At 52.3% G+C, this 18,402-nt stretch carries 9 protein-coding genes; all 9 read left to right on the forward strand.

The window, feature by feature from the left end; genetic code table 11:
* Nucleotides 1–126: 126 nt before the first annotated feature.
* The 9 genes from DQG23_RS17255 (at nucleotide 127) to DQG23_RS17295 (ending at nucleotide 18,211) form a co-directional block, all read left to right on the forward strand.
* Nucleotides 127–1,263, forward strand: a complete 1,137-nt coding sequence (locus tag DQG23_RS17255; protein WP_113032107.1) for an aminotransferase class V-fold PLP-dependent enzyme — start codon at nucleotides 127–129, stop codon at nucleotides 1,261–1,263.
* A 130-nt stretch (nucleotides 1,264–1,393) separates the two neighbouring features.
* Complete coding sequence (locus tag DQG23_RS17260) at nucleotides 1,394–2,548, forward strand: hypothetical protein (RefSeq protein ID WP_158560571.1); 1,155 nt, start codon at nucleotides 1,394–1,396, stop codon at nucleotides 2,546–2,548.
* 148 nt (nucleotides 2,549–2,696) lie between these two features.
* Nucleotides 2,697–4,721 (forward strand): alpha-amylase family protein, encoded by a 2,025-nt coding sequence (locus DQG23_RS17265; protein ID WP_146762325.1) that lies wholly within the window; start codon nucleotides 2,697–2,699, stop codon nucleotides 4,719–4,721.
* 57 nt (nucleotides 4,722–4,778) lie between these two features.
* Complete coding sequence (locus tag DQG23_RS17270) at nucleotides 4,779–5,459, forward strand: PIG-L deacetylase family protein (protein ID WP_113032110.1); 681 nt, start codon at nucleotides 4,779–4,781, stop codon at nucleotides 5,457–5,459.
* 20 nt (nucleotides 5,460–5,479) lie between these two features.
* Nucleotides 5,480–6,670, forward strand: a complete 1,191-nt coding sequence (locus DQG23_RS17275) for a M24 family metallopeptidase (RefSeq protein WP_113032111.1) — start codon at nucleotides 5,480–5,482, stop codon at nucleotides 6,668–6,670.
* Nucleotides 6,671–7,301: 631 nt separating this feature from the next.
* Nucleotides 7,302–13,712, forward strand: a complete 6,411-nt coding sequence (locus DQG23_RS17280; protein WP_146762326.1) for a DUF4838 domain-containing protein — start codon at nucleotides 7,302–7,304, stop codon at nucleotides 13,710–13,712.
* Between the two features lie 91 nt (nucleotides 13,713–13,803).
* The gene (locus DQG23_RS17285) at nucleotides 13,804–15,903 is read left to right on the forward strand and encodes an alpha-amylase family protein (protein WP_113032113.1); all 2,100 of its coding nucleotides are present in this window, start codon (nucleotides 13,804–13,806) and stop codon (nucleotides 15,901–15,903) included.
* Between the two features lie 166 nt (nucleotides 15,904–16,069).
* Nucleotides 16,070–16,768, forward strand: a complete 699-nt coding sequence (locus tag DQG23_RS17290; protein WP_113032114.1) for a response regulator transcription factor — start codon at nucleotides 16,070–16,072, stop codon at nucleotides 16,766–16,768.
* 318 nt (nucleotides 16,769–17,086) lie between these two features.
* Complete coding sequence (locus DQG23_RS17295) at nucleotides 17,087–18,211, forward strand: sensor histidine kinase (protein WP_238177920.1); 1,125 nt, start codon at nucleotides 17,087–17,089, stop codon at nucleotides 18,209–18,211.
* The last annotated feature ends 191 nt before the right edge of the window (nucleotides 18,212–18,402 follow it).

The raw sequence follows: 18,402 nt of genomic DNA on the forward strand, positions 1-18,402 counted from the left end.
TTATTTTGATAGCGGGCGAAAAAACTTTTGACATAACTATCGATTATGGATTATATATAATCTATATTACGGTATCAACAATTGGAAAGAGATATTTGGTAAAAGGAGGCGTTCACTATTACAGAAATGACAACCGGAAACAAACGGATCGAGCCTCTTATCGGAAAAAGCTCGTTCATAGGTCTCGACAACTGCACGTGGCTGTACAGCGGAGCGGAGACGCCGCCGCATCAAGGCTGTCTTGATGCGGTTCAGGAATATTTGCGGAATCGGGGAATGGGGCCGATCGGGCGCGACAGAAACGCGGAGACCGAATACGCCTGCAAAAGCAATATCGCCCGCCTGCTGAACGGAAAGCCGTCGGACATCGCCTTCATGTCCAATTCCTCGGAAGCGATTTCGATGATCGCACAAGCTTTGGATTTGAAGACGGGCGATAACGTCATCATCAATACGCTGGAATTCCCTTCGGACGTGCTTCCGTGGCTGCTGTTGAAACGGCAGGGCGTTGAAGTTCGCGTGGTGGAGCATCATCAAGGGCAGGTTTCCGTGTCCGACATCATGGCGCAGGCGGACGATCGCACGAGGCTGGTCGTCACAAGCCACGTCAGCTATATTACAGGCGCGCGCTTCGACTACAAGGAGCTGTATGAGCAGCTGAAGGGAACCCGTACCCTGCTGCTTCTGGACGTTACGCAATCGCTTGGCGTCGTTCCGGTGGATATGAATTACGCCGATTTTACCGTCTGCAGCTCTTACAAATGGCTGCTGGCTTTTCATGGCCTGGGGATTTTGGCCGTCAATCCGGCGAGAATCGCCGATTTGCAGCCGCGCTACGTCGGGTGGAGGAGCGTGGCCGACATGTTCTCGCCAGATCGCTTCGAATCATTTGCTTTTCACGAAGATGCGAGAAAATTCGAGCTTGGTTATCCAAGCTATTCGGCCATTTACGCCCTGCATTTTTCATCCAATCTTATTCTGGAGCTGGGCGCCGAACGCATCGAGCGTCATGTTCTCGAGCTGGGCGGACAGTTGATCGAACGCCTCACGGCCGCCGGCTTCGATATTATGACTCCGTTAGACCCGGCCTGCAGGGCGGGCAACATCAGCGTAGCGACCGAACGGGGCGAGGAGATCGCGAAGGAGCTTTTGAACAGGCAGGTGTTCGTTTGGGGAGGGGACGGCAGGTTCAGAGCTTCCGTTCATCTGTTTAACGATACGGCGGATATCGACACGCTTATGGGCTTATTGCCTGTCGGCTAGCGTCAAGCGGCCGGAGCGGTTATTTTTCGTCTGCGCCGGGTCATTCGGAATGAAAAACGGAGGCGGCCCGCGTCGCCGGCGGCAGGCCGGGATGGGCGCGGAGCGCCGGCCTTTTGAAAGGACGGGTGGCATGCTTAAGGGCTTTATGGATCATTGGGTTCCCACGAGGGACAATATAAGCGGATTTTGGAAGCTGGATTTCGAAGCGGCCGCCAAAACGATCGATGAGCTGAAGCGGGATATCGACTTTAACAATTTTACGTTTTATACCAAATGGTATACGAACGGTATCCGCTCCGAGCTCCCGTATTTATGCAATCATCCGGAAGCGTCAAATGTGAAGACGAATAACGAATGGGGAAGAAGGATCGTTAGCCATCTTCACGAAAAAAACGTCTCCGTCGGGGCCATGATTCAATTTTTGACCTACGACCGGCAGGTATGGGAACGCGAGTTGACGATTGACGAATGGGATGTCGGAGAATTCGCCGAAACGGATTTTCCCGTCCGGATTGCCGACTTTACGAACCCTCTTTTCCAGATAAGAATCAAGGAAATCATTAAGGAGCATCTGACGCAATTTCCCGGCATCGATTATTTGTTTCTGGAGTTCGAAGGCGTGAAGAGCGCCGCATTGCAAGCGATTTATGAGAAGTGGGCGCAGGACAAAGGACTTCCCGGGCCGGAAAACGTCCATTACGATCCGGAGAGGGCCGCGCATTGCGAACGCATAGGCCAGCAGCCGGAGCTTATTTGGTCGGACGAGGTGCATGCGATGATGCGGCACTATTACGGTCTTAACCTTCGAGCGGTGCAGGAAGCTGCGGACGAACTCGGTTATGAAGGCATTGTCGGCGTCGTTTATCATGCCTACGGCTATGAAGCGTTTATTTACCCGGATATTGTTCCGGATGCCCGCTGGTGGCTGGTTCCCTGGAATTACTGGGTGTTCGAGGACGAGTCCGAGCGGACGGAGCGAAGGAAGCAAGCCTCCAAAGAGCTTATGGAGAAGTGGAAGCGGGACGGGCACAGCGTCTGTTATATCGGCGATGTGACGATGGGCAGGAACGGCTTCGATCCGGCTGTAAAAACGAAAGATATCCGCGATTTTTACGATTTCAGCGTCAGGCTCGGTTTGGACGGCTATCTTGGGATGGGCAATCCGGTGCCGGAGGTAGGGCTCAAATGGCAGGCGGTAACGGACGAACATGTGCTTGAGGCAAGGAAGCTGTACCGGGAGCTGTACGGGGAAGGCGAAGGAGTTGGAGCGGGAGAAGGCGTCTAGTGAAACCGCGCGCGGCTCCTATCGTCCGGTGGTTAGACTCACTACGGAGGCTGGCCGCATGCGGCCGCAGGCTCGCGTATCATTGAAGATTCGGCAGTTTCCGGCACCGTACTCGGCTGCACGGGTAATCATAGGAGGGGACGAACAAATGCTGAATGAACAGGCATATGAAAAATGGTTGTGGATCGAACTGATCGGTTTCGATAACGAGCTTCCCGATTTCGGAGTTGCGGCCTATCTCGACAAAATCGGGTTTACGCCAGCCGGCGTTTCGCTGCTCTTTTTTACACCGGACTTCGTTCATGTTTATGGAAGCTTGGACGAGGAGCGCACCCTGCCGCCCGAAATTTGCTCGTATGCCGCGCGGCCGACCGGGAAGGAACATGACCGGCAGGTATGGACGAATGTTCAGCTAAAGCAGCTTGTCGCAGAGCTCCAGAAGCATGGGGTCGGCGTTTACTGCAGCTTTTTCAATTTGTTTCAGTACGAGCTGGACGGAGAGATTTACAACGGCGAGTGGTGCGGCAGTCATCCCGAGCTTTACGAAATGGGCGGAAACGGCAAGCCGTTTCAAATGTTGAACCCTCTTCGCCGGTATAAGGACGGCGCGTTTTACGAGGACGATTTCGTTCTCCGTCTGGCGGAAGCGATGAGCGCCTACGGCTTCGACGGCTACCATGGCGCGGACGGTTATACGAGTCCCCGGATGTGTCTGGCATATGCGGACTACTCGGACGATATGGTGGAGCAGTTCGTCATGTCCGGCGGCACGGATCCGGGCGACGAGAGGCTTGCCGCCTGCGACGGCGACGCTGAACGGATGAAGCGGCGGTCCGAATGGATTTGGGAGTCGAAGCGGCTGGAGTGGATACGCTTTTATGCGGAACGGTGGGAAACGTTCTGGCGGAAAGTCGTTTCGGCCGTGCACAAGGACGGCAAGAAGGTTGTGTTTAATACGGCTTGGACGAGGGACCCGTTCGAAGCGCTCTACCGGTATGGCGTCGATTACAGACGAATTGCGGATGCGGGTGTAGACGCTTTCATTGTCGAAGCCGGAGCCGCCGCTTTGTCGGCCGGGGGAGTCGACATCGAGATGGAGCCGCTTAACGAGTTCAAGGCGACGCTGATGGCGATCAAAGCGTATGTGCCGGAGATGAAGCTGATCTATCTCAACACGATTCACGATACGATGGAGCAATGGGATGCCATTCAGCATGCGCCTACGCTGCTGGAGCGGGATATTTACGCGCTGTCGAACGTGTTCTTGCATGACGGAGAAGGGAAAGCGATCCGCTGCGCCTCCGGACTGATGGCGTGCCTTGCCGACGGCATGAGCCGGGAGGAATGGAAATGGGTCCGCAGCCGGTGGGACTTCGGATTCGCTCATCAGCCGGCCGGTACGGTTGGAGTAAGCCTCGTATGGTCCGACAAGGTTCTGTATGACGAGCTCGGCGAGTATAGCGAAAGCAGGGAGTTTTCCTCCCACAAATTCGCGCACGAATTAATCGGCAAGGGAGCGCCGCTTCATTCGATCGTCCGGTCCGGCGATCTGGGGCGGAAACATGGAGCGATTTTGGCCGCAAACGTGCATTTGCTGCCGGACGAGGAGCTCCGCCGTGTTCTGGACTACCGGAACGGGCCGGTCGTCGTGCTGGGCAGGCTGAGCGGACGGCTGAGCGAGGCCGGCATTCGTCTCGCCGGTGAAGACGGGCTGCAGCCGGACGATCTGTTTTGTGCGGTTCGCGAGCTTCCCGATCACGAGAGCTTCAGGCTTATTGCCGTCGAAAGGGCGGAGAGCCGGGAGCGGACGGAAATTAAGGCGGCGGACGATGCGATCTCATGGATTTACAGCTTGCGGTTTCAGCCGGTCTCCGACTCGTTCCTTAGCGAATGCGCCGCGGGAATGACGGAATGCGCAGGCTCGCCCCGGATTATGACCGAAAACGAGTTCGTCACCTTAGCTTCGACGGAAACGCCGGAAGGCACTTGGTTTCTTGTGATCGGCAACTCGAGCTTGATTTACAGAAGCCCTACGATCGACGTCGGCCGTCCGATCGCGTCTGTCAGCGCTCGCGGAGGGTATCCGTATCTTCCCGTTCCGCATAAAGGATCGAGTCTCAGGGTGAAGGTGCCCGGCCGGGGGATGGTTATGCTCGAGGTTCGTTTCGCTTGACGGCAAAAAATGCTGATAGGTTGAAAACCACGGCTTAAGAGAAAGGAGAACAAACAAATGCTGGATATCGAAAGGGCGCTCGTCATTTGCGCGCATCCCGATGATGAGGTGCTTGGTTTAGGCGGCACGATCAAAAAAATGACGAACGCGGGCATCCAAGTCGATGTGCTCATGTTCGCCAATGGCAATGAGGGGTACACGACGATGGAGGACAAGGATCGAATCGTCGATATCAGGCGCAAAGAGCGGGAGGCTGTGCAGCAGATTTTGGGCATCCGCCATTTTGAAACGTACGATTACGAGGATTATGCCATACCGGCCAACGAAGTCACCTATAAAATTTGCATGAAGGCCATTCGCACGTACAAGCCGGATGCAGTCTTTACACACTACTGGAAAGAATACAACACGCACAAATCGGTCGCCTCCATCGCCAGCGACGCGTTCTGGCAGGCGGGCTGGATTTGCTCGCTCGACCTCGGGGATCCTTGGAAGGCGCAGGCGCTGTATCATTTTGAAGTGATCGAGCTGCTGCCGCATGTTTCCCACATGGTTGATATTACGGATACGTTCGAAGCCAAAATGGAAGCGATGCGGGCGTACGCCTCCCAATGCACCGTTGTCTCGGGGGCCCTGCAGCAGATCGAGGGCAAGGCGTTGATGCGGGGCGCGCAGGTCGGCTTGAAATACGGTGAAGCGTTCCTCAAAAACATTAATCGGCCGGAAATCATTCGTTAATTTGAAGAGGAGGAATCGGCATGGTCCACATACCGGTATCGGAATTCGGAGAAAGAATCGAGAGGCTGAGGGAGCTCATGCGTGCGGCTGACCTTGATGCGTGCGTAGTTTACGGCGACGAATACAGGCGGGAAAACTTGCGGTATGTCAGCAATTTTTGGCCGCTGTTCGAAAGAGGGGCGCTGATCGTTCCTCTGGCGGGAGAACCGGTGCTGCTGGCAGCCCCGGAGGGCGAGATGGTATGCCGGGAGATGACCGCTTGGCAGGATGTCCGCGTTATTCCGGATTTCGCTTGCGTAACGGTTCCGGAGGAAATCGAATATCCGCAGGCCCATTTTACGACGTTCCAAAAAGTGTTTGACGAGCTCAGGCAGCGCGGCCCGCTTCGCAAGGCGGGGCTGGTCGGCGCGGACGCGATGTCGCATCAGGTGTACCTGACGATCCTAAACAGCCTTGCGGATTGCGAGCTTGTCGACGCCAACTCTATGCTGCACGAGGTTCGGCTGATCAAGTCGCCGAATGAAATCGCCTGCCTGAAAGAGGCGGCGCGTATAGCGGACAGCGCTTATAAAGCGCTTATGGATGCGGCTCAGCCCGGCAGGACCGAGCTGCAGCTTGCCGCAGCCGCGCACGACGCCGCTTACGGCAACGGCGCGGAGACGGTGCCGTTCTGCCTCGTCTCGAGCGGTAAGCGGGTCGACACCATTATCGGCAGGGCGACGAACAAGACGGTCGCGGACGGCGACATGATCATGGCGGCGCTGTCCGTTCAATACGAAGGTTATATCGCGACGATTAATTTTCCGTTCGTGGCCGGCAGCCGCAGCGAGGAGCAAAGCCGTTTCATCGATTTACTAATCGAGGCGAACGATATCGCCAAATCGAAGCTGAAGCCGGGCGGCAAGCAAGCCGATTTGGTTAAAGCGGTTAAAGATTATTTCCGCGGCCAGGGCGTCGACCGTTACGATTTATACCCTCCGCTGCATGGCTGCGGCGTCGCCGAGGCGGAGTCGCCGTACCCGAATGAAGCCTCTACGGGCGAATTCGCGCCCGGGATGACGGTGAACACGGACATCAGCCTGTTCGGCCATCCGGACGGCTCGAACCGCATTGAGGAGTGCTTCGTCGTCACGGAGGACGGTTATGAGCCGATGTCGGCGCTGGTCGGGCAATTATGCGGGAAGTGGACGGCGGAGCGAGGAGCCAGGTAAGACTATAGAATCGGACAAGCTGCAGACGGAAGGAATGCACGCAGGCGGCAATTTATGACGGTGTTATTTATAAACGAATTTATATATACGAACAGCCAGGCCTCGACAGGAAAAGCTTACGTCTATTCCAGTCGAAGCCTGCTGCCGTTGTCCGAAAATAAGCATAGAAAGGAGGTGCAAACAGCAAAACCGGCAAACGTCCCATTTTGGGCAGCGTCATTGGACTGAGCCTCGAGTGCCTGAAGAAAGGTTATTCCGCAGTAATGATTGATATCTCAAGCAGCTAAATCATTAGCTGAAAAACGGAGGAAGGTGATAAAGAGGTTAAATGAAAAACGGGATGAAAAGGCCGCTCATTGGGAGCCGCTCTCGCTGTTTTTGCAGCAAGTATACTGATTTCATCCGATTCGGCTGAATTAATGATCTGAGCTTTTTAAGGCCGCCGCTCCTTTATACTACAAACAACGCGCAATATGGATATTTGAAGGATGCCGATGTCACGTAAGTCATCAACATGCGGACTGGGACAAAGACTCCTGCGATGAAGACAACAAGAAGATGCTCACTTATGCCCCATTTTCCGAGATTCGAGCTAGGGACTATTCTGAGAATTGGGAGATGAGATCATTTGTTGAAAAAATCGATAGCGATATTGTGTAGTTTTGTTCTTGTACTGTCCGTTTTCCAAAGCGTTGCTTTTGCATCTCTTGAGGCGGAAGCTGCTTCCGATATTCCGGAATTCCTTGTCGGCGTGCCTGAGAGCGACTGGGTAAAGTTTGAGGAAAATGAATTTACGCTTTATGATCCGGCAGTAATTGTAGATGATGCGAAGGCAGCGAATCTGAAAGCCGCGCAATTAGCCGGCAATAAACCTGATTGGGCGATACAACTGCAAAGGAATGTGCTGCCTCAAGAAGGCAAATGGGAGATCTACGCCAAGGTGCGCATTGATCCGGGCATGGCGACGGAAGGTCATGCATTTGCTATCGGTAATGTTCAAATCGATCTGAATAGCCAGGTCGAATCGGTGATGGATTATCCGAGTCTCTCAAACTATTCTGACGGTGAATATCATTATGTGAAATTCCCGTGGAGCTATGAATTTGATGCAAATAAGACCGTTCAATATTATTTCTTTACGAGTTCAGCGGCCAATTTGTACGTGGATCAGATGATTTTGGTCAAACAGGTGCCTGAAGAACTTCCGGATTTCCTAGATGGCGTGCCTGAGAGCGACTGGGTAAAGTTTGAGGAAAATGAATTTACGCTTTATGATCCGGCGGCAGTTGTAGACGATGCGAAGGCAGCCAATCGGAAAGCCGCGCAATTAGCCGGCAATAAACCGGATTGGGCGATACAATTGCATAGAGCAAAGCTTCCTCAAGAAGGCCAGTGGAAGATCTATGCGAAGGTGCGGATAAATCGCGGATCGGCGACAGCAGGAAATGCGTTTAGCTATGGGATTTATCCGCCGCTTGCGTATACGGCATCGATGAAATTTTCGGCCTATGCGGATGAGGAATATCATTATGTGGAATTCCCATGGATCTATGAATTCGATCCTAATGAGGCTTTTCAATATTTATGGTTTTCTACAGCCAGCACATCAATTGAAAGCTTGTATGTGGATCAAATATTCGCAGTCAAATATGTGCCCGAAGAACAGCTTCCGGACTTTCTTGTCGGCGTGCCAAAAGATAATTGGCTGAAAATAGAAGAGGATCAATTTGTTCTGAACAGCCCGGCAGCCGTTATCGTTGATACGAAGGCCACGAACCACAAGTCTGTACAACTTGCCGGGAATATCGAGGATCAGGCCATACAGGTGCCGAGATCAGCGCTGCCTGCCGAAGGCCGGTGGAAAATTTACGGGAAAGTACGGATTGAACGCGGATCGTCGCAAGTCGGGGATCGGATAGTAAACTACGGCATATCTTCGTCGATTCCACAATCGAGACAATTGAATCTTACGACTTCTACAGACGAGGAATATCATTATATCCAATTCCCATGGATCTATGAATATGATGCAAATGAGGATTACCAATCTTTATGGTTCTCTACAGGCGGCGCAGCAATTAACAATTTGTACGTGGATCGGATTATCGCTGTCAAAGACGAGCCTATAGCGCCGGCGGAAAAACCGGACTTTCTTATCGATGTGCCTGAGAGCGATTGGGTAAGCATTGAGGAGACTCAATTCCAACTGGCCGATCCGGCTGAAGTCGTCGGTGATGCGAATACATGGAATCAAAATGCGGTTAAACTGCCCGGAAATACGAACGTCTGGGCGATCCAGCTGCAAAAATCGGCGATGCCTTCTGCTGGGAAATGGAAGCTGTATGCCAATGTCCGTATCGAGACAGCATTATCGTCAGGTACGAAGGCATTCCAAGTCGGCATCTATCCTTCCGAGCTGCTCGGAACGCCGATCAGCCGTGCGCCACTGGCAGACGGCAAGTATCATTACGTCGAAGTGCCTTGGATTTATGAAGCCGATCCGCAAGCAGAGGTGCAATATCTGTACTTCGATACGGACGGCGCTTTCATCGAAAACCTATACGTGGACCGGATCATTGCCGTGAAATATGAAGAGAACGAAACGGAATCCGTAACGATTGTGAATAACGGCGCAGTCAATGCGATCATTGTTTATCCGGAGCAAGCGGAGCAGCAGGTTGTTAAGGCCGCCCTTACCTTGCAAAATTATATTGAGCAGTCAACGGGCGCCAAACTGCCCGTGATGTCCCGCGATTGGGCTTTGACGGACCCAAGCGGCGTTGCTCGCATCTATGTAGGCTTCAGTATAGATGCTCGTCATCGGGATCTGCTGAATCCGATGAAGGATGATGGCTACCTCATTGATACGCAAGGCACATCGATTACGATTGTAGGGCCTACGGAGTGGGGAACGGAATTCGGTGTCTACCGCTTCTTGGAACAGTTTGCAGGCGCGGTCTGGCTCCTGCCGGGTCCTGATGGCGACGATGTGGTCAAGCAAAGCACGATTGAGGTGCCAAGGGGACTTATTCAAGACGAGCCGGCGGTAATCGCGCGTCATTTCTTCGGCACGGACGAATCATACGGCCTGCATATTTATGCCGAGTGGGCACGACGCAATGGCATGCATGACAGCTTGAGCTTCCATCATAACTTAAGCACCTTGTTTGATCCGAAGGTATTCAGCGACCACCCTGAATATTACCCAAATGGCGTTGTACCGACACATCCATATGATTGGCAGCCTTGCTTCAATGACGTCACTGCATCGGCAGCAATTAACCGCATCGTACAATATTTCGAGAATAATCCGAAAGCGATTTCCTATTCGCTCGGCATTAACGACAGCAGTAACTATTGCGAGGCGAATCCGAATCATCCGGATTATCCGAATAAGATCAATTCGATGGGCTATGTCGATATGTCCAATATTTACTACGCTTGGGTCAATAAAGTGGCGGAAGGCGTTACGGAATACAACAATGGGAAATTTGCGGATAAATATTTCGGCCTGCTCGCCTATTGGAACGTTATTGATCCTCCGACAGGATTCACCCTGCATGAGAATGTGGTTCCGTACATTACGGTTGATCGCATGATATGGGGCGATAACGATGCAAGGGCAGCGGATCATGCATTAACCGAAGCTTGGACGGCAGCCGCATCCAAACTAGGATTTTATGATTATATTTACGGCTCTTTATACCATGTGCCACGCATCTATATGCAAACTATGGAGGATGTATACCGATACGCGATCAATAACAAGGTGGTCGGACATGTCGGTGAGCTGTTCCCTAACTTCGGAGGAGAAGGTCCGAAGCCTTGGGTAATGGCTAAGCTGCAATGGGATCCGAACCAGGATGCAGACGAATTGATGAACGAATGGTTCGTGAGAGCAGTAGGCGCGGATGCGGCACCCTATATGGCCGATTATTTCGCGATCTGGGAAAATTTCTGGACCAATCGCATTTTTGAGACGGATTGGTATTTAAGCTGGGCGAATCGTGAAGTCAAAACGAATTTCCTGCTGTTTAACGATTACCGTTATCTTGAAAACGTAACGGAGGAAGAATTGGCAACTGCGCGCACACTAATGGAACAGGCAGTCGAGAAGGCTACTGAGGGAAAGCAAAAGGTTCGGGCGGGGCTGATGATGCAATCGTTCGAGTATTATGAAGCATCGGCATTGTCCTTTCCAAGGACTTCGGCATCCGTACCGGCCGATGAAGATGAAGCTCAACATTATTTAGCGTTCATCAAGAACAGTTATGCATATGCAAAGAAACGTGTGGAGCTGCGCGAATCGTTCAGAGGCGATCCGATTCTGGAAATTTCGGATTACCTTAATGCAGCTAAATGGGACGGTATTCAATTCAAGATGATTAACGCTTTGCAGCAGTACTTACAAAACCATCCCGAGGCTGCCGATGTAGCTGAAGAGTTGGATTCTTTCTTGATACAGGTCGGCTATAAGGACTACAGCGCTACGGCGGTTAAGACTTCGGCCAGCAAGCAGGACATCTTGAATTCGCTTGATTTTACTTCCGGTCCTTGGACGGATGCCCAATCGTTTTCTGATTTCCTTGTGATGAGCGAACGTACGGCTCCGCCGGTTGACACCCGTGTTTATTTGCTGTGGGACGAAGATTATTTATATGTGGGATATGAGAATGCAGACAGCGAAATGATGTCCGATAAAGTGAAGATTAGTAACGAGATTGTCAATGGCTGGTGGAAGAGCGGCGGAGACGATTCTGTCGAAACCTTCATCGCGAAAGATAAGACAAGTGCTTATAAAGGGTATATGACGAATCCGCTCGCCATGAATTTGATCTATCATACGGAGCCTCAGTCCGGTCCGGTATATCAATCGCAGCTTCAAATCGAGAGCAACGCCGCAATTCATGATAATCGCTGGAATGTGGTGCAGGCGATTCCTTTCGATATGATCGGCGTCGACCCGAATGAAACCGACAGCCTGCTGGGTCATTTCTTCCGGAATTATCACGGTCACTCGGTGTTTATCGGTTGGACGGGAAGCCAGCCGTGGCGCGTCGATCAGTTCCACCCCGTCCACTTGAAGAAACAAGAAGTTCAGGATGCGGAAACGCCGACGATTACGACACAGCCGCAGAATCGAACGGTAAACACCGGCGGCAGCGTTACGTTGACGGTATACGCGGGCGTTAGTCAAGGAACGCTCAGCTACCAGTGGTACAGCAGCTCGTCTAACAGCACGGATGGCGGCACAGCCATTGACGGAGCGATTGAAGAATCGTATCAAGTGCCGACAAATAACGAAGGAGTCATGTACTACTACGCGATCGTAACGAATACGGATGACAGCGCTACCGGCAATATGACCGCAGCAGCCGTCAGCAGCATCGCGAAAGTAACGGTCAATGATCTTCCGATCTTGACGGATGCGGAAACGCCGATAATCACGACACAACCGCAGGATCGAACGGTAAACACCGGCGGCAGCGTTACGTTGACGGTATACGCGGGCGTTAGTCAAGGAACGCTCAGCTACCAGTGGTACAGCAGCTCGTCTAACAGCACGGATGGCGGCACAGCCATTGACGGAGCGATTGAAGAATCGTATCAAGTGCCGACAAATAATGAAGGGGTCAAGTACTACTACGCGATCGTAACGAATACGGATGACAGCGCTACCGGCAATATGACCGCAGCAGCCGTCAGCAGCATCGCGAAAGTAACGGTCAATGCCGTATCCGGCTCTGGAAATCCGACAACGACCGAACCGACGAAACCGGATACGTCCAACAACGAGATAGAGATCCTCATTAACGGCAAACCGGAAAGCTTGGGAACGACAAAGACTGTAAGCCAGAATGGCCGAACTGTCTTCACAATTGCTGTCGACAGGAATAAGCTGGAAAACAAGCTTGCTTCGGAAGGACAACAGGTAAAAGTGACGATCCCGGTACGCGCGAACGCCGATGCAGTGATCGCTGAACTGAACGGTGAATCGATTAAGCGTCTGGAGGACAAACAAGCGATTGTAGAAATTCAAACGGAGCGTGCAACGTATACGTTGCCTGCACAGCAAATCGACATTGATGCAATAGCGGCTCAGTTGGGCCAATCGGTTTCCTTGGGCGACATCCGGATTCAGATCGAAATCGCCGCTCCGACAGCCGACATGATCCAACTTGTTGAAAGTGCGGCGAACCAAGGATTGTTCGAAGTCATCGTGCCGCCGATCGACTTTACCGTCAAATACACCTATGGAGATAAGACGTACGAAGTAACCGCCTTCAATGCATACGTAGAACGTATGATTGCCATTCCAAACAATGTCGATCCCGATATCATCACGACGGCTGTCGTCGTTGACAAAGACGGAACGGTGCGTCATGTGCCGACCAAAATCGTAAGTATTGACGGAAAAAACTATGCGAAAATAAGCAGTTTGACAAACAGCACTTACACACTGATCAAGAATGCAATTGCATTCCGCGATACGGCGAATCATTGGGCGGAAGCGACCGTTCAAGACATCGGTTCGCGCATGATTATTAACGGAATAGGGAATCAGCTCTTCGATCCTGACCGGGATATTACACGTGCCGAATTTGTCGCAATCGTTGTTCGAGGTTTGGGAATCAAGCCCGAGAATGCTGCATCGGCATTCTCCGATGTGAAATCGATTGATTGGTATGCAGGCGCTATTCACACAGCTGTCTCTTACGGTTTGATCGATGGATTCGAAGACGGAACTTTCCGGCCGAATGACAGCATCACTCGCGAACAAGCGATGATGGTACTTGCCAGAGCGATGTCGATCACCAACTTGAAGGCGAAGCTCCACTCCAAGGCCCCGGCGGAGATGCTCAAGATCTATCAAGATGCCGACGCCGTTGCCCAATGGGCGAAGATCAGCATCGCCGAATGCATCGAAGCCGGTATCGTATCCGGCAGAAGCAGCACTCTCCTCGCCCCTAAGGAATTTATGACAAGGGCCGAGGTTGCTACGATCATTCATAAGCTGCTGCAAAAGTCAGAAATGATATAAATGTAAGTTAATTGGAAACGGCAGACACCCCCTCTTTGGTGGTGTCTGCCAAAGCAAAGGGGAAATACCCCGGCTTAGGGAGGGTATAAAGATGGCAGGCAAATGGTTTGAAAAGAGCTATCGCAGGAGCTTGGTGGACATGCATATTCCGGATTGGGACGAAAGGTTCCTGTCCGAATTCGATAGTAAGGAATATGTGAGATTGATGAAGCTGGCCTGCGTCGATTCCTTATACATTTACGCGACTTCCTGCGTCGGCCTTGCCAATTTCCCTGCCAAAGCGGCAAATATGCACAAAGGGCTTAATGGTAAGGACATTATCAAAGAAATTACGGAGTCCGGCCGGGAACAAGGGATGAACGTCATCGTTTACTACAACATATGGTCCAAGTGGGCGTACGACAATCACCCGGAGTGGCGCGTCGTGAATGCCAGAGGGCAGGGGACCGCGGACTACATGTGGGACCAGCCTGGAAGATACGGCGTTTGCTGCTTCAACAGCCCCTACCGTGATTTTGTCAAAGAACAGATCGAAGAATTATGCGAAAATTACGCTTTCGACGGCTTATGGATCGACATGATTCTGCTGCCGCAAACGATTTGTTATTGTTCAAGCTGCAGGAAAAGGTATTACGATGAGACAGGCTGCAGCGAGCTTCCTCGCACCATTAACTGGGAAAACCCCGACTTCGTCGCTTTTCAAAGAAGAAGAGAGGTTTGGTTGAACGATTTTACGAGTCTATTGAGGAATACGGTGAATCGGATAAAGCCGGAAGCATCCGTGGCCTATAACGTAAGTTCATATTCGGCGGGCTGGCAATTAGGCGGCAACGTAGAGTTTTTCAACCTGAACGATTATTTGAGCGGAGACGTCTCGGGAGAACCGCTTACGGTTACCTATACGTGTAAGCTATTTTACAGCGCAAGCCCCACTCATTCCGTTGAATTTATGACGTCCGTAGCCGATTCGAACTTGCTGGAGCATACGATTTTGAAATCCAAAGAATATCTCCGCGCCAAGCTTTTCTTGACGATCGCGCATAACGGCTCATTCGGATTTATCGACGCGATCGATCCGGCAGGAACGTTAAATGAAAGAACCTACCGGCTAATGGGAGAGCTGTTTAACGAATTGAAGCCGTATGAGGCTTATTTGGATGCAGATGCGGAATTTTGTCAAGATGTCGGTATTTATACGAATTTCGAATCCTTGATAGATTTGAAGGAAAACGGTACGCGGGCAGAGGACGTCAAGGTGGCGGAATCTCCTCACTATATGGCATCCGTATCGGCAGCTAAATCGTTCATCCATGCGAATATTCCGTTTGGAGTCATAAACAAGTGCAGCTTGTCCCAAATCGATAAGTATCAAGTCATCGTACTGCCGGATTTAGTCGTGATGGACGAGCGGGAAATCGAGGCGTTTCGAACCTATGTAGAGAAGGGGGGAAGGTTATACGCGAGCGCCGATACTTCCCTTCTCGATGCGAATGGCAATCGTAGAAGCAATTTTATGCTATCCGAGGTACTGGGCGTAACGTTTATTGGACGAACGCCGGAGAACATCACCTATGCGGCGCCTACGGAGATTGGCCGTTCCTTGCTGCCCGACTATTCGCAAAAATACCCTATGACTCTGCAAAGCGGGCAGCAGCTTATCCAAGCGGACGGCGCCTCGGCGGTTTTGGCTACGATTGTTTTGCCGGATATCGATCCGGATAATGTTCATCGGTTTTCGTCGGCAATCAGCAGTCCGCCGGAAATCGTGACCGCTTATCCGGCGATCGTCTCGAATATGTACGGATCGGGCAGGACGGTGTATGCAGCCGGAGCTATCGAGGCGATGGAAAAGGAAGCGCAGCGCAGCTGTTTTGTAAGCATAGTACAGGAACTGATGGACAAGCCGGCCTGGTTTGAATCGGATGCGCCAAAGTCTGTAGAAATTACCTTGTTCCATCAAGCGAAAAACAACCGTTTTATTCTTAATGCCGTAAATTTTCAGAAAGAGCTGCCTAATATTCCCGTGGACCATATACGCCTTCGCGTGAAGCTGGAGCATAGGAAGCCTTCCGAAGTAAGCCTTCTTCCGAATCGCGAGCCGATTCCTTATCAATATGACGGGCAATATGTGGAGTTCAGACTGCCGCGGCTGGAAACCTTCCATATGGTTGCCGTTCATTATGCGCAATAGACTTTGCCTTATCGCTCGTTTTCTTTTCCTCATGAAGCCTTCAAAATCCACGTTAAGACGGGGATGGAGGTTTCTTTTTTTAAGATGAAATAGGAGTCCCTGTTGCGCCTCCCGGCGGGATTCGCTAAAGTATAGGCATACATTTGCATGAAGGGGAGGCTCCCTGATGTACCGCATTATGATCATTGAGGATGACGACAAAATCGCGGCGATTTTGAAGGAGTATATTGTCAAATACGGCTATGAAGTGGTGCGCGCCGTCCGGTTCCGCGACTTGAAGCAGGAATTTGCCGAGGTGAAGGCCGATCTGGTGCTGCTCGATATCAATCTGCCGCATTTTGACGGCTTTTATTGGTGCAGGCAGATCCGCACCGTTTCGAATGTGCCGATTATTTTTTTGTCGGCGCGTGTGGGCGATATGGATCAGGTGATGGCGATCGAAAACGGGGGCGACGATTATATCACGAAGCCGTTTCATCTGGATGTCGTGATGGCCAAAATTAAAAGCGCTCTGCGCCGGGCTTACGGCGAATACGCTTCGTCCTCGGCTGGCTCGGATGCGCTGGAAGCGAACGGTTTGGCGCTCGACCGCGCCAAAAACGTCGTCGAATGGAACGGCAAAAAGGCCGATCTGAGCCGCAACGAATGTCTCCTGCTGGGATCGCTGATCGCCAAGGCGGGACGTATCGTCACGCGGGAGGATTTGCTGGAAGCGTTGTGGGACGACGTCCATTTCGTGGACGACAATACGCTGACCGTCAACGTGACGCGCGTCCGCAAGAAGCTCGAGGAGCTTGGTTTGCCGAAAGCGATCGAAACGGTACGCGGGCAAGGCTACCGGTTGGATACGTCGTGGACGGGGTAGGCGTGAGTGCGAGCGGCTTCGGCTGCTCGGAAGCGACCCGTGCTTGGGGTGCCGCTGAGGTGAGGCATGACCGGGTTAGTGCCGACGGAGAGCGACTGATGAAGGGTAAGGGACGGCTCCGATGGATCACATTTCGCGGTCGGGGAACCGCTGAGGTGCGGTATGACCGGGTTAGTGCCGACGGAGAGCGACTGATGAAGAGTAAAGAGACGGCTGTGCTCCGATGGATCGGAAGCGTCCGCGATCAAGGCTGCCGATCGGATACGGTAGAGCCGACGACCAGAAGCTTTGATCGCGGTTAAGTAAGGGAGGACAATGATGGATCGCAACAAGCATGATCATTCTGCGGACGGGGTGGCGGCTCGCGAACGGAGATGGTTCGTCAAGCCGTTTTTGCTGGACAGGCTTCCGTATATTGCGGCGTTTTATATGGCGCTCTTTTTCGTCGTGCTTGTCATCTCGCTCGAAAGGCTGCGCGACGGCTTCGTTCCGAATGCAAGCAACATCGTGTACATGTTCGTGCTTGCTTCTGTCGTAATGGCCGGCTGGCTGATTTGGGACTATTTGCGCCAGCGTTTGTATTACAGGCAGGTCGCAAGCGTGCTTTCCGACGTCAAGCCCGATTTGGAAGCGACCGTTCGGATCCGAGACGGCATCACCCGCGAACAGTTGGCCGTTCAGCAGCTGCTGGAGCGGCAATACAAAGCGTATTCGGACGAGCTTATCGAGTATAGACGCCAGCGGGAACAGCATTTGCATTTCTCGAACCAGTGGGTGCATCATATGAAAACGCCGGTCTCGGTTATCGATCTGCTGGTCCAGCAAGCGGGCGAGCTGCCGGAAGGGGCTTCGGGCGAGCCGCTGTTCCGCAGCATTCAAGAAGAGAACGAACGGATTTCCCGCGGGCTCGAAATGATGCTGCACACCGCCCGTCTGGATCAGTTCCGGATGGACGTCCGCATCGACCGCGTCGCTTTGCTGCCGCTCGTCCGCCAAGTCATTAACGGCCATAAAAAGGCTTGCATTCGCGCCTCGATTTTCCCGCGTGTCGAAGGCGACGATGCTGCTGTGGAAACGGACGCCAAATGGCTTGCGTTCGTACTGAACCAGTTTGTCACGAACGCCATCAAATATTCGAAGGACAAGCCGGGCAGCAAGCAGCTGCTTTTTAAGGTGAAGAACGAAGGAACGGGCTGCAGCCTGTCGGTGACGGACGAAGGCATCGGAATCGCTGAGCATGATTTGCCGCGGGTGTTCGATTCCTTTTTCACCGGGGAGAACGGGCGCCTGATCGAGGAATCGACAGGGATGGGGCTCTATTTGGCCAAGGAGGTTTGCAGCCGGCTCGGGCATGAAATCGCGATCGAGTCGGTTTTGGGCGAGGGCACGACCGTGACGATTCGTTTCAGAGCGGATTCCATTCATCGGGATTTGCTCGCATAGATTGAAAAAAAGCTGTCCGTCTGATCGCAAAGAGCGAAGCGGGCGGCTTTTTTTGGCTTCCGTTTCCCCGCGCTTGCTAACGAAAGTGACAACATTGTAAGCTTTCCCTTTGAAAATGAAAGGAAAATCAATACGTAAACCGCCGGCCATCGCTTATACTGGGAATCGATCAAGCGAATCTGAATGCTGCA

The sequence above is a fragment of the Paenibacillus contaminans genome (assembly GCF_003285015.1).
Taxonomy (GTDB): domain Bacteria; phylum Bacillota; class Bacilli; order Paenibacillales; family NBRC-103111; genus Paenibacillus_V; species Paenibacillus_V contaminans.

What these genes read in the sequence shown, in the direction of transcription:
- DQG23_RS17265 (WP_146762325.1), top strand. Translation starts at nt 2,697, where the DNA reads ATGCTGAATGAACAGGCATATGAAAAATGGTTGTGGATCGAACTGATC.
- DQG23_RS17285 (WP_113032113.1), top strand. Translation starts at nt 13,804, where the DNA reads ATGGCAGGCAAATGGTTTGAAAAGAGCTATCGCAGGAGCTTGGTGGAC.
- DQG23_RS17270 (WP_113032110.1), top strand. Translation starts at nt 4,779, where the DNA reads ATGCTGGATATCGAAAGGGCGCTCGTCATTTGCGCGCATCCCGATGAT.
- DQG23_RS17275 (WP_113032111.1), top strand. Translation starts at nt 5,480, where the DNA reads ATGGTCCACATACCGGTATCGGAATTCGGAGAAAGAATCGAGAGGCTG.
- DQG23_RS17255 (WP_113032107.1), top strand. Translation starts at nt 127, where the DNA reads ATGACAACCGGAAACAAACGGATCGAGCCTCTTATCGGAAAAAGCTCG.
- DQG23_RS17260 (WP_158560571.1), top strand. Translation starts at nt 1,394, where the DNA reads ATGCTTAAGGGCTTTATGGATCATTGGGTTCCCACGAGGGACAATATA.
- DQG23_RS17295 (WP_238177920.1), top strand. Translation starts at nt 17,087, where the DNA reads ATGGATCGCAACAAGCATGATCATTCTGCGGACGGGGTGGCGGCTCGC.
- DQG23_RS17290 (WP_113032114.1), top strand. Translation starts at nt 16,070, where the DNA reads ATGTACCGCATTATGATCATTGAGGATGACGACAAAATCGCGGCGATT.